The sequence below is a fragment of the Mycobacteriales bacterium genome, from assembly GCA_036497565.1.
Classification (GTDB): Bacteria; Actinomycetota; Actinomycetes; order Mycobacteriales; family QHCD01; genus DASXJE01.
In genome coordinates this window covers 1-13,148 of record DASXJE010000188.1, presented here as the reverse complement: position 1 = coordinate 13,148, position 13,148 = coordinate 1, and the positions used below count along the sequence as shown (strand labels likewise).

The following is a 13,148-nucleotide window of genomic DNA, read 5'->3' as shown; positions in this document are numbered from 1 at the left end:
CCTATGACGTGCTGACGGGGATCTGGCCCGGCTTGTCGCCAGTGGCCTTCGCGATATCTGGTGCTGAGCTCCGGGAGCCCTTGGACAATGTGCTCACTCTCCCGTCGCCTTCGCGATGATCTCCTTGGCGACGCTCTGGGGAACCGCCGCGTAGGAGTCAAATTGCATGCTGTAACTCGCCCGGCCCTGGGTCCGCGACCGCAGGTCGCCGACGTAGCCGAACATCTCGGACAACGGCACGAGCGCGCGGACGACACGGCTGCCGGTGCGCTCCTCCATCGCCTGGATGCTGCCCCGGCGGGAGTTGAGGTCGCCGATGACATCACCCATGTAGTCCTCGGGCGTGACGACCTCGACGGCCATCATCGGCTCGAGGAGCACGGGGTCGGCACGGCGTGCCGCCTCCTTGAGCACCATCGAACCGGCGATCTTGAACGCCATCTCGGACGAGTCGACCTCGTGGTACTGGCCGTCGAGCAGGGTCAGCTTGATCCCGACGAGCGGGTAGCCCGCCAGAATGCCGTAGCCCATGGCCTCCTGCGCGCCCTGGTCCACCGACGGGATGTACTCCCGCGGGATCCGGCCGCCGGTGACCTTGTTCTCGAACTCGTACGTCGCACCCTCGGCGCCGGTGTCCAGCGGCTCGAGCGAGACGACGACCTTCGCGAACTGGCCCGATCCACCCGTCTGCTTCTTGTGCAGGTAGTCGATCTTCTCCACCGTCCGGCGGATGGTCTCGCGGTAGGCCACCTGCGGCTTGCCGACGTTGGCCTCGACCTTGAACTCCCGACGCATCCGGTCGACGAGGACCTCGAGGTGGAGCTCGCCCATCCCCTTGATGATCGTCTGGCCGGTCTCGTCGTCGAGGAACACCTGGAAGGTCGGGTCCTCCTCGGCGAGCTTCTGGATCGCCGTGGACAGCTTCTCCTGGTCGCCCTTGGTCTTGGGCTCGATGGCCACCGAAATGACCGGCTCGGGGAAGGTCATCGACTCCAGGATCACCGGGTGGTCACCGTCGGAGAGGGTGTCGCCGGTGGTGGTCTGCTTCAGACCCGCCACCGCCACGATCTGTCCAGCACCCACGCCGGCGCGCTCTTCGCGCTTGTTGGCGTGCATCTGGTAGATCTTGCCGATCCGCTCCTTGCGGTCCTTCGTGGAGTTCAGGACCGCAGACCCGGTGGTCACCTGACCGGAGTAGACCCGGATGTAGGTGAGCTTGCCGAGGTGCTGATCGGTCTGGACCTTGAAGGCCAGCGCGGAGAACGGCTCGCTCTCGTCGGCGTGCCGGAGTACCTCGGTCTCGCCGTCGAGCGCGGTGCCGCGGATCGACTCCACGTCCAGCGGGCTGGGCAGGTAGTCGACGACCGCGTCGAGCATCGGCTGGACACCCTTGTTCTTGAACGCCGAGCCGCACAGCACCGGAGTGAGTGCGCTCGCGATCGTGGCCCGGCGGATGCCGGCCCGGATGTCGTCGATGGTGATGGAGTCCTCGTCGGTGAGGTAGGCCTCCATGACCTCGTCGTCGTTCTCGGCGAGGGTCTCCACGAGCTTGTGCCGCCACTCCTGGGCCTGCTCGACGAGCTCGGCCGGGATGTCGACGGTCTCGTAGTTGGCGCCCTTGTCCTCGCTGTTCCAGCGCAGGCCCTTCATCGTGATGAGGTCGATGATGCCGACGAAGTCGGCCTCGGTGCCCCAGGGCAGCTGCAGGACCAGCGGGACGGCATGGAGCCGGGTGACGATCATGTCGACGGTGCGGAAGAAGTCCGCGCCGACCCGGTCCATCTTGTTGACGAAGCACATCCGCGGCACGGCGTACTTGTCCGCCTGCCGCCAGACGTTCTCCGTCTGCGGCTCGACGCCGGCGACCGCGTCATAGACCGCGACCGCGCCGTCGAGGACGCGCAGGGACCGCTCGACCTCGACCGTGAAGTCGACGTGGCCGGGCGTGTCGATGATGTTGATGGTGTGGTCGCGCCAGGAGGTCTTCGTCGCGGCCGACGTGATCGTGATGCCGCGCTCCTGCTCCTGCTCCATCCAGTCCATCGTCGCGGCGCCTTCGTGCACCTCGCCGATCTTGTAGTTGATCCCCGTGTAGTAGAGGATCCGCTCGGTCGTGGTGGTCTTGCCCGCGTCGATATGAGCCATGATCCCGATGTTGCGGGTCGTGGCGAGCGTGTGCTCGACGGTGGTAGCCACTGCGATTCGTCTCTCTTCGTTCTGGTGGTGGAACGCGCCGCCAGCGGCGGTGCGTGCCGCCCGCTACCAGCGGTAGTGGGCGAAGGCCTTGTTGCTCTCGGCCATCTTGTGGGTGTCCTCGCGGCGCTTGACGCTCGCCCCGAGGCCGTTGCTCGCATCGAGCAGCTCGTTCATGAGCCGCTCGGTCATGGTCTTCTCGCGGCGCGCCCGGCTGTACTGGATCAACCAGCGCAGCGCCAGCGTGGTGCTCCGCGAGGGACGGACCTCGACCGGCACCTGGTAGGTGGCGCCACCGACCCGGCGGCTGCGCACCTCCAGCGTCGGCTTGACGTTGTCCAGTGCCCGCTTGAGGGTGACCACGGGGTCGGAGCCGCTTTTGTCCCGGGCGCCTTCGAGCGCTCCATACACAATGCGTTCGGCGACCGATCTCTTCCCACCGGTCAGCACCTTGTTGATCAAGCTCGTCACCAGCGGCGACCCGTAGACCGGGTCGATGACGACAGGACGGCGCGCCGCCGGACCCTTGCGAGGCATTAGCTCTTCTCCTTCTTCGCGCCGTAACGACTGCGGGCCTGCTTGCGGTTACGGACACCCTGGGTGTCCAGCGAGCCGCGGATGATCTTGTAGCGCACCCCGGGCAGGTCCCGGACCCGGCCACCACGGACCAGGACGATCGAGTGCTCCTGCAGGTTGTGCCCGACGCCCGGGATGTAGGCCGTGACCTCCACCCCGCTCGTCAGCCGGACCCGGGCGACCTTGCGGAGCGCCGAGTTGGGCTTCTTAGGCGTCGTGGTGAAGACGCGGGTGCACACCCCGCGGCGCTGGGGGCTGCCCTTGAGCGCGGCGGTCTGGGTCTTTCCCAGCTTGTCCTGGCGGCCCTTGCGGACCAGCTGCTGGATAGTGGGCATGAGCGGCCTGCGTCTCCCTCATCGAACTCGTTCTCGTGTCGTCGCCTGACAGGCTGCCTACCGACCCCCGCGGTCGGGTGTGTCGCCCGGACCGCAGCCCACTCACATCGAATCGAGAGGGTGGACCAGTAGGCTCACGCGGCCGCGACCGAGGCCGGGCGCGCGGGACGGCCCGGATGAACCCGGGCACGAGGATCAAGGCTACTGGACTGCGCGGCAGCGGTCAAAGCAGGGGGTCGGGGCGGGCGCCGAGCACCCGAAAGGCCCGCCGCGAGCCCACCCGTTCGGTCGGCCAGCCGGCCTCCCCGAGCCAGCGCTGCAGCGAGTCCGACCCCAGGTGCTTCTGCACGACAAGGTACGCCGCACCGTCGCCGGCCAGGCGGGCCAGCCAGTGCCGGAGCAGGTCGTGCAGGGCGTCCTTCCCGATCCGGATCGGCGGGTTGGACCAGATGGCCGCGAACCGCACCTGCCCCGGCACCTCGTCCGGGCCGCACACCCGCACGTTGGAGAGGCCCGCCGCGGCGGCGTTGTCCGCGCACAGCCGGCGGGCCCGTTCGTTGACGTCGACCGCCCAGACGGTGGCCCCCGGCGCCCGGGCGGCCATCGTCAGCGCGATCGGCCCGTAGCCGCAGCCGAGGTCGAGCAGGTCGCCCCCGGCCGGCGGGCGGGGCACCAGGTCGAGCAGCACGGCCGTGCCGGGGTCGAGGCGGTCCGCAGAGAACACGCCGCGGTCGGTCGCCAGTGTGAGGTCCCGGCCGTCGACCGGGACCGTCACCGTGCCGGCCCGGTGCCCGGCCCCCGGCTCCTGGTCGAAGTAATGCGACACACCGCGAGTCTAGGAACGCCGCCCGTGGAGGACGACGCGACAGGAGACATGGCAGCGGACACGCCAGGGGCCGGGCACCCGATGGATGCCCGGCCCCTGGTCCTGCGCTGCGTCGACGGCTACCGGTTGTACTCGTTGCGGTAGTCGAAGTCGTCCAGCGGGACGGCCTGCCCGCCGCTGTTGCCGAAGGTCGAGCCGTCGTAGTACTCGCCCTCGCCGTACCCCGGCATGGAGTAGACCTGGGCGCGCGCCTCCTCGGTGGGCTCGACCCGGATGTTGCGGTAGCGGCTGATGCCGGTACCGGCCGGGATGAGCTTGCCGATGATGACGTTCTCCTTCAGACCGACCAGCGAGTCGCTCTTGGCCTGGATCGCCGCGTCGGTGAGCACCCGCGTCGTCTCCTGGAACGACGCCGCGGACAGCCACGACTCGGTGGCCAGCGAGGCCTTGGTGATGCCCATGAGCACCGGCCGGCCGGAGGCCGGGTCGCCGCCCTCGGCCACCACCCGACGGTTCTCCCCCTCGAACTGGGTGCGCTCGGCGAGCGAACCGGGGAGGAACTCGGTGGCACCGGAGTCGATGACCGTCACCCGCTTGAGCATCTGGCGGACGATGACCTCGATGTGCTTGTCGTGGATCTGCACACCCTGCGACCGGTAGACCTCCTGGACCTCGCGGACCAGGTGCAGCTGCACCTCGCGCGGACCCATCACCCGCAACACCTCGTGCGGGTCGACGGCGCCCTCGGTCAGCTGCTGACCGACGTCGACGTGACCGTCGTCGGAGACCCGGAGCCGGGCCCGGCGGCTGATCTTGTCGTAGACCACCTCTTCGCTGCCGTCATCGGGAACGATGACGATCTTCAGCGCCTTGTCGGTCTCCTCGATGCGGATCCGGCCGCTGACGTCGGCGATCGGCGCCTTGCCCTTGGGAACCCGGGCCTCGAACAGCTCGACGACCCGCGGAAGGCCGTGCGTGATGTCCTCACCGGACACACCGCCGGTGTGGAACGTCCGCATGGTCAGCTGCGTGCCGGGCTCGCCGATCGACTGGGCGGCGATGATGCCGACCGCCTCGCCGACGTCGACGAGCTTGCCGGTCGCCAGCGAACGGCCGTAGCAGACCGCACAGCAGCCGAGCGCCGACTCGCAGGTCAGCACGCACCGCACCCGGACCGAGGTGACCCCGCCCGCGACCAGCTGGTCGATGACGACGTCGCCGAGGTCGGTGCCGCCGGGGACGACGACGTTGCCCTTGGCGTCGGTCGCGTCCTCGGCGAGGGAGCGCGCGTAGAGACTCGTCTCCACGTGCGGGTCCTTCACCAACGACCCGTCCGGCTGGGTGTGCGCGATCGTCATGGCGACGCCGCGATCCGTGCCGCAGTCCTCCTCGCGGATGATCACGTCCTGGCTGACGTCGACCAGCCGCCGGGTGAGGTACCCGGAGTCGGCCGTCCGCAGCGCGGTGTCGGCCAGCCCCTTACGGGTGCCGTGCGTGGAGATGAAGTACTCCAGCACGGACAGGCCCTCACGGAAGTTGGTCTTGATCGGCCGGGGAATGATCTCGCCCTTGGGGTTGGCGACGAGTCCCTTCATGCCGGCCAGCTGCCGGACCTGCATCATGTTTCCGGCCGCACCCGAGTGCACCAGCAGGTAGAGCGGGTTGTCGGCAGGGAAGCCGGCCTCCATCTCCTTGCCGACCTCGTTGGTGGCGCGGTTCCAGATCTCCACCAGCTCCTGGCGGCGCTCCTCGTCGGTGATCACACCGCGCTCGTACTGACGCTGGACCTTGTCGGCCTGCGTCTCGTAGCGCTCGAGGATCTGCTGCTTGCTCGCCGGGACGACGACGTCGTCGATCGCCACCGTGACACCCGAGCGGGTGGCCCAGTGGTAGCCGGCCTCCTTGAGCGCGTCCAGGGTGGCCGCGACGGTCACCCGGGGGTAGCGCTCGGCGAGGTCGTTGACGATCGCCGCCTGACGCTTCTTCGGCATGTCGTCGTCGACGAACGGGTAGTCCACCGGCAGCGACTCGTTGAACAGCACCCGGCCGAGAGTCGTCTCCAGCCGGAACGGCTGGCCCGCCTCCCAGTCCTCAGGAGGCGTCCACTCCCGCGGCGGAACCGAGTCGCCCGGCATCCGCAGGCTGATCTTCGCCTGCAGATCCAGGGCACCGGCGTCGCGCGCCATGATCGCCTCGGCGACCGAGGAGTAGACCTGGCCCTCGCCGGTGGCGCCGTTCTCGATCCGGCACAGGTAGAACAGCCCGGTGACGAGGTCGAGGCTCGGCATCGCCAACGGCCGCCCGGAGGCGGGCGAGAGGATGTTGTTGCTGGACAGCATCAGGATCCGGGCCTCGGCCTGCGCCTCGGCCGACAGCGGCACGTGCACCGCCATCTGGTCACCGTCGAAGTCGGCGTTGAACGCGGCACACACCAGCGGGTGGAGCTGGATGGCCTTGCCCTCGACCAGCTGCGGCTCGAAGGCCTGGATGCCGAGACGGTGCAGGGTCGGTGCCCGGTTGAGCAGCACCGGGTGGTCGGTGATGACCTCTTCCAGCACGTCCCAGACGACCGGGCGGACCCGCTCCACCATCCGCTTCGCGGACTTGATGTTCTGGGCGTGGTTGAGGTCGACCAGCCGCTTCATGACGAACGGCTTGAACAGCTCGATCGCCATGCCCTTGGGCAGGCCGCACTGGTGCAGCTTGAGCTGCGGCCCGACGACGATCACCGACCGGCCGGAGTAGTCGACCCGCTTACCGAGCAGGTTCTGCCGGAAGCGGCCCTGCTTGCCCTTGAGCATGTCGGAAAGCGACTTGAGCGGGCGGTTGCCCGGTCCGGTGACCGGACGGCCGCGGCGACCGTTGTCGAACAGCGCGTCGACGGCCTCCTGCAGCATCCGCTTCTCGTTGTTGACGATGATCTCGGGCGCACCGAGGTCGAGCAGCCGCTTGAGCCGGTTGTTGCGGTTGATCACCCGGCGGTAGAGGTCGTTGAGGTCGCTCGTGGCGAACCGGCCGCCGTCGAGCTGCACCATCGGGCGCAGGTCCGGCGGGATCACCGGGACGCAGTCGAGCACCATGCCCATCGGCGAGTTGCGCGTGTTGAGGAACGACGCGACGACCTTGAGCCGCTTCAGCGCACGCAGCTTCTTCTGGCCCTTGCCGGACCGGATCGTCTCGCGCAGCAGCTCGCCCTCGGCGTCGAGGTCGAAGGTCTCCAGGAGCTTCTGCAGCGCCTCGGCGCCCATGCCGCCCTCGAAGTACTCACCGAAGCGGTCGCGCAGCTCGCGGTAGAGGCCCTCGTCGGCGATCAGCTGCTTGACCTCGAGCTTGCGGAAGGTGTCGATGACCTCCTCGAGCCGGTCCAGCTCGCGCTGGGCGCGGTCGCGCAGCTGACGCATCTCACGCTCGGAACCTTCGCGCACCTTGCGGCGTACGTCGGCCTTCGCGCCTTCGTTCTCGAGCTCGGCCATGTCGGCTTCGAGCTTCTTCTGCCGCGCCTCGACGTCGGCGTCGCGCTTGTCCTCGATCCGCTTGCGCTCGACGGAGATCTCCGCCTCGACCGTGGACATGTCGCGGTGCCGCGCGTCGGTGTCGACGGCGGTGATGAGGTAGGCGGCGAAGTAGATGATCTTCTCGAGGTCCTTCGGCGCCAGGTCGAGCAGGTAGCCCAACCGGCTGGGGACGCCCTTGAAGTACCAGATGTGCGTGACCGGTGCGGCCAGCTCGATGTGGCCCATCCGCTCGCGGCGGACCTTCGCCCGGGTCACCTCGACGCCGCAGCGCTCACAGATGATGCCCTTGAAGCGGACCCGCTTGTACTTGCCGCAGTAGCACTCCCAGTCCCGGGTGGGGCCGAAGATCTTCTCGCAGAAGAGCCCGTCCTTTTCCGGCTTGAGGGTGCGGTAGTTGATGGTTTCCGGCTTCTTGACCTCGCCGTGCGACCACTGACGGATGTCGTCCGCGGTCGCGAGGCCGATGCGCAGTTCGTCGAAGAAGTTGACGTCCAGCACGTGTGTTGTCCTTTGGTCAGTGAGCGGGTGGCCGGCCGGGGTCGGGCGGCGCAGGCGATCAGCCCGCGCCGCCGTACCCGATCAGCCGTCGACGTCGACGCTGCTCGGCTCGCGCCGGGACAGGTCGATTCCGAGCTCTTCCGCGGCGCGGAAGACGTCTTCGTCGGTGTCCTTCATCTCGATCGAGACGCCGTCGCTGGAGAGCACCTCGACGTTGAGGCACAGCGACTGCAGCTCCTTGAGCAGAACCTTGAACGACTCTGGAATGCCCGGTTCGGGGATGTTCTCCCCCTTGACGATGGCCTCGTAGACCTTGACCCGGCCGAGGACGTCGTCGGACTTGATCGTGAGCAGCTCCTGCAGGGTGTAGGCGGCGCCGTAGGCCTGCATGGCCCAGCACTCCATCTCCCCGAAGCGCTGACCACCGAACTGCGCCTTACCACCCAGCGGCTGCTGGGTGATCATCGAGTACGGGCCGGTGGACCGGGCGTGGATCTTGTCGTCGACCAGGTGCAGCAGCTTGAGCATGTAGATGTGGCCGACCGCCACCGGGTAGGGGAACGGCTCGCCGGTCCGGCCGTCGAGCAGCTTGGCCTTCCCGTCGGTGCCGACCAACTGGTCGCCGTCCCGGTTGGGGAGCGTCGACCCGAGCAGGCCGGCGATCTCCTTCTCCCGGGCACCGTCGAAGACCGGCGTGGCGGCCCGCGTCTGCGGCGCGCCTTCGCGCGCCACCTCGGGCAGCCGTTCGGCCCACTCCGGGTTGCCCTCGACCTTCCACCCCTGCTCGGCGATCCAGCCGAGGTGGGTCTCGAGGATCTGACCGATGTTCATCCGCCGCGGCACGCCGTGCGGGTTGAGCACCATGTCGACCGGCGTCCCGTCCTCGAGGAACGGCATGTCCTCGACGGGCAGGATCTTGCCGATGACGCCCTTGTTGCCGTGCCGGCCGGCGAGCTTGTCGCCGTCCTGCACCTTGCGTCGCTGGGCGACGTAGACCCGCACGAGCTCGTTGACGCCCGGCGGCAGCTCGTCGCCGTCGTCCCGGCTGAACACCCGGACGCCGATGACCTTGCCGCCCTCGCCGTGCGGCACCTTCAGCGAGGTGTCCCGGACCTCCCGGGCCTTCTCACCGAAGATCGCCCGCAGCAGCCGCTCTTCCGGGGTCAGCTCGGTCTCGCCCTTGGGCGTGACCTTGCCGACCAGGATGTCGCCGGTGGCGACGTCGGCGCCGATGCGGATGATGCCGCGCTCGTCGAGGTCGGCGAGCACCTCCTCGGAGACGTTCGGGATGTCCCGGGTGATCTCCTCCGGCCCGAGCTTGGTGTCCCGGGCGTCGACCTCGTACTCCTCGACGTGGATCGAGGTGAGGACGTCGTCCTGGACCAGGCGCTGCGACAGGATGATCGCGTCTTCGTAGTTGTGGCCCTCCCACGGCATGAACGCCACGAGCAGGTTCTTGCCGAGCGCCATCTCGCCGTCTTCGGTGCAGGGACCGTCGGCGACGACCTGGCCCTCCTCGACGCGGTCGCCCTCGTTGACGATCGGGCGCTGGTTGATGCAGGTGCCCTGGTTGGACCGGCGGAACTTGTGCAGCCGGTAGGTCTGCCGGGTGCCGTCGTCGGCCATCACGGTCAGGTAGTCGGCGGACATGTCCTCGACCACGCCGGCCTTGCGGGCGACGACCACGTCACCGGCGTCGACCGCGGCGCGCAGCTCCATGCCGGTGCCCACCACGGGCGCCTCGCTGCGCAGCAGCGGAACTGCCTGGCGCTGCATGTTGGCGCCCATCAGTGCCCGGCTGGCGTCGTCGTGCTCCAGGAACGGGATCATCGCCGTGGCGACCGACACCATCTGGCGCGGCGACACGTCCATGTAGTCGACCCCGGTCGGGTCGATCAGGTCGACCTCGCCACCCTTCTTGCGGACCAGCACCTTCTCCTCGACGAAGTGGTTCTTCTCATCGAGGGGGGCGTTGGCCTGGGCGATGACGTGCCGGTCTTCCTCGTCGGCCGTCAGGTAGTCGATCTGGTCGGTGACCCGGCCCTTGACGACCTTGCGGTAGGGCGTCTCGACGAACCCGAACGGGTTGACCCGGGCGAACGTCGACAGCGAGCCGATCAGGCCGATGTTCGGGCCCTCCGGCGTCTCGATCGGGCACATCCGGCCGTAGTGGGACGGGTGGACGTCGCGGACCTCGAAGCCGGCCCGCTCCCGGGACAGACCGCCCGGCCCGAGCGCCGAGAGCCGGCGCTTGTGGGTCAGGCCCGCGAGCGGGTTGGTCTGGTCCATGAACTGCGACAGCTGCGACGTCCCGAAGAACTCCTTGATGGACGCCACGACAGGGCGGATGTTGATCAGGGTCTGCGGCGTGATCGCCTCGACGTCCTGGGTGGTCATCCGCTCCCGGACGACCCGCTCCATGCGGGAGAGCCCGACCCGGACCTGGTTCTGGATCAGCTCCCCGACGGTGCGCAGCCGGCGGTTGCCGAAGTGGTCGATGTCGTCGACCTCGTAGCCGTCCTCACCGGCGTGCAGCCGGACGACGTACTCGATCGTGCCGAGGATGTCGTCCTCGGTCAGCACGCCCCGCGTGGTCGGCAGGTCGAGCTCGAGCTTCTTGTTGACCTTGTACCGGCCGACCTTGGCCAGGTCGTAACGCTTGGCGTTGAAGAACAGGTTGTCCAGCAGCGTCTGCGCGCTCTCCCGCGTCGGCGGCTCACCCGGGCGGAGCTTGCGGTAGATGTCGAGCAGCGCCTCGTCCTGGGTGGCGATGTGGTCCTTGTCGAGCGTGGCGATCATCGCCGGGGACCAGGTGAACCGCTCCCGGATGCGCTCCTCGGTCCAGCCGAGGGCCTTGAGCAGCACGGTGACCGGCTGGCGGCGCTTGCGGTCGATCCGCACGCCGACGGTGTCGCGCTTGTCGACGTCGAACTCGAGCCAGGCGCCCCGGCTCGGGATGACCTTGCAGCTGAAGACGTCCTTGTCCGACGTCTTGTCGAGGGCCTTGTCGAAGTAGACCCCCGGCGACCGGACGAGCTGGGACACGACGACCCGCTCGGTGCCGTTGATGATGAAGGTGCCCTTGCTGGTCATCATGGGGAAGTCACCCATGAAGACGGTCTGGCTCTTGATCTCCCCGGTGGAGTTGTTCATGAACTCCGCCGTGACGAACAGCGGAGCCGAGTAGGTCATGTCCTTGTCCTTGCACTCCTCCTCCGGCGCCTTCACGTCCTCGAAGCGCGGGTTGGAGAAGGACAGGGACATGGATCCCGAAAAGTCCTCGATCGGGGAGATCTCGCCGAGAATCTCCTCGAGGCCGCTTGCGATGTCCTCCTCGACGCGGGTACGCCAGGACTCGGCGCCGATCAGCCAGTCGAAGGAACCGGTCTGCAGGGCGAGAAGGTTCGGGACTTCGAGCGGCTCACGGATCTTGGCGAAGGAGATCCGGGGCGGTGCGCCGGGAATACTGGACGGGGCTTGCAGAGTGGTCTGGGCGGAGCGGGAGACTGCCAAGATGTGTCCTTCCGAGGACATGCGCCGGCTGTTCGCGCGCAGCCCAGACGGTCCGCGTCAAGCGGACAGCAGAAATGAGGGCAGCGCAAACTAGCAGTGTAGCCACAGCCGCCACTGCTGTCGAGGCGCGCCCCAAATTACGGCGCCGATTCGAGTCACCGTGAGAACTAGCCTGACTCCGCGCGGGCGGATCGTCAAGCATTTCCCCACCGGATTCCGGCGCTGGATTCGGACACCGCGGGTGATGGACGGCATACCGGGCCTGGACCGACCTCGGGGGTGGCCACCGGCGTACCGGCGGCCACCCCTCGAGATGCAGTCCGAGATCCCGCCGCGGTCGAGGCGGCAGGACCCGGCCCGGGTGTGGCCGGTGGTCGGTTACTTGACCGAAACGGTGGCGCCGGCCTTCTCGAGGGCCTCCTTGGCCTTCTCGGCGCCTTCCTTGTTGACCTTCTCCAGCACGGGCTTGGGGGCGCCGTCGACGAGATCCTTGGCCTCCTTCAGGCCCAGGCTCGTGAGCGACCGCACCTCCTTGATGACCTGGATCTTCTTGTCGCCGGCGCCCTCGAGGATCACGTCGAACTCGTCCTGCTCGGCGGGCGCCTCGGCCTCACCGGCGGCCGCGGGGGCCGCGGCGGCGGCGGCCACCGGGGCGGCGGCGGTGACGTCGAACGTCTCTTCGAACTGCTTCACGAACTCGGACAGCTCGAGCAGCGTCATGTCCTTGAACTGGTCGAGCAGGTCGTCGGTGCTCATCTTCGCCATGGTTGCGGCGTTCCTTCCTACGGTGTGCCGTGGGTCGATCCCGGGCGGCGTGGGTGGACGGGCGTCAGCCCGCGGTGTCGGTCGGCGCCTCGGCCGGAGCGGCGTCGGCAGCAGCCTCGGCCGGAGCGGAGTCGGCAGCGGTGGCGTCGGCCGGGGGGGCCTCGGCGGTCTCGGCTGCGGTGTCGTCGGCTGCGGTGTTCTCTGCAGGGAGCTTCTCCTGCAGTGCCGCGGCCAGCCGCGCCATCTGCGAGAGCGGGGCCTGGAAGAGCCCAGCCGCCTTGGACAGGTTCGCCATCATCGCCCCGGCGAGCTTGCCGAGTAGCACCTCGCGGGACTCGAGGTCGGCCAGCCGGCCGATCTCCTGCGCGGACAGCGGCGTGCCGTCGACCACTCCGCCCTTGATGATCAGGGTCGGATTGGCCCGGGCGAAGTCACGCAGTCCCTTGGCCGCCTCGACCGGGTCACCCTGGACGAAGGCGATAGCCGTCGGACCGCTGAGCAGCTCCCCGAGTTCGGCGAGACCGGCATCGCCGGCAGCCCGCCTCGTCAGGGTGTTCTTGACCACGGCGTACGTCGTGGTGGACCCGAGGTCCCGTCGCAGCTCGGTCAGCTGCGCGGTGGTCAGGCCGCGGTATTCGGTCAGCAGGGCCGCGGACGCGTCACGGAAGCGAGTGCTCAGCTCGGCGACGGCGGCGACCTTGTCGGGTTGCGCCACGGGCCTCCTCTCATCGTCGGGCCGGCATCGACGGGCCCGGGAGAGGCAAAACGCCCCGGCGCAGGGCACGGGGCGCAAGACGGTGCGGGACGCACCGCTCAACTCCGTCCATCCTGCGCGGGCCGCCCCGGAGGGACCTTCGGCCGGGCGTGCCCGGCAACCAGCGGTCTTCGGTTGGATCGTCAATCAGCGTACGTGGTGGTGACCCCCGG

At 68.6% G+C, this 13,148-nt stretch carries 8 protein-coding genes; all 8 read right to left on the bottom strand.

What is annotated here, in order from left to right:
* Positions 1-93: 93 nt before the first annotated feature.
* Positions 94-2,196 (bottom strand): elongation factor G, encoded by a 2,103-nt coding sequence (gene fusA, locus VGH85_15570; protein ID HEY2175225.1) that lies wholly within the window; start codon positions 2,194-2,196, stop codon positions 94-96.
* Between the two features lie 63 nt (positions 2,197-2,259).
* Positions 2,260-2,730, bottom strand: a complete 471-nt coding sequence (gene rpsG / locus VGH85_15565; protein HEY2175224.1) for a 30S ribosomal protein S7 — start codon at positions 2,728-2,730, stop codon at positions 2,260-2,262.
* Positions 2,730-3,104 carry a 30S ribosomal protein S12 gene (gene rpsL / locus VGH85_15560; protein ID HEY2175223.1) on the bottom strand — a complete coding sequence of 125 codons (375 nt, stop codon included), beginning with the start codon at positions 3,102-3,104 and terminating at the stop codon, positions 2,730-2,732. Before rpsL ends, rpsG begins: the two co-directional genes overlap by 1 nt.
* Positions 3,105-3,327: 223 nt before the next feature.
* Positions 3,328-3,930, bottom strand: a complete 603-nt coding sequence (locus VGH85_15555; protein ID HEY2175222.1) for a methyltransferase — start codon at positions 3,928-3,930, stop codon at positions 3,328-3,330.
* A gap of 119 nt (positions 3,931-4,049) precedes the next feature.
* Positions 4,050-7,943 carry a DNA-directed RNA polymerase subunit beta' gene (locus tag VGH85_15550; GenBank protein ID HEY2175221.1) on the bottom strand — a complete coding sequence of 1,298 codons (3,894 nt, stop codon included), beginning with the start codon at positions 7,941-7,943 and terminating at the stop codon, positions 4,050-4,052.
* 81 nt (positions 7,944-8,024) lie between these two features.
* Complete coding sequence (locus VGH85_15545; GenBank protein ID HEY2175220.1) at positions 8,025-11,477, bottom strand: DNA-directed RNA polymerase subunit beta; 3,453 nt, start codon at positions 11,475-11,477, stop codon at positions 8,025-8,027.
* A 357-nt stretch (positions 11,478-11,834) separates the two neighbouring features.
* Positions 11,835-12,221, bottom strand: a complete 387-nt coding sequence (rplL, locus tag VGH85_15540; protein HEY2175219.1) for a 50S ribosomal protein L7/L12 — start codon at positions 12,219-12,221, stop codon at positions 11,835-11,837.
* A 64-nt stretch (positions 12,222-12,285) separates the two neighbouring features.
* Positions 12,286-12,936 (bottom strand): 50S ribosomal protein L10, encoded by a 651-nt coding sequence (gene rplJ / locus VGH85_15535; protein HEY2175218.1) that lies wholly within the window; start codon positions 12,934-12,936, stop codon positions 12,286-12,288.
* Between the last annotated feature and the right edge of the window lie 212 nt (positions 12,937-13,148).

What these genes read in the sequence shown, in the direction of transcription:
- rpsG (HEY2175224.1), bottom strand. Translation starts at nt 2,730, where the DNA reads ATGCCTCGCAAGGGTCCGGCGGCGCGCCGTCCTGTCGTCATCGACCCG.
- rpsL (HEY2175223.1), bottom strand. Translation starts at nt 3,104, where the DNA reads ATGCCCACTATCCAGCAGCTGGTCCGCAAGGGCCGCCAGGACAAGCTG.
- VGH85_15545 (HEY2175220.1), bottom strand. Translation starts at nt 11,477, where the DNA reads ATGTCCTCGGAAGGACACATCTTGGCAGTCTCCCGCTCCGCCCAGACC.
- rplL (HEY2175219.1), bottom strand. Translation starts at nt 12,221, where the DNA reads ATGGCGAAGATGAGCACCGACGACCTGCTCGACCAGTTCAAGGACATG.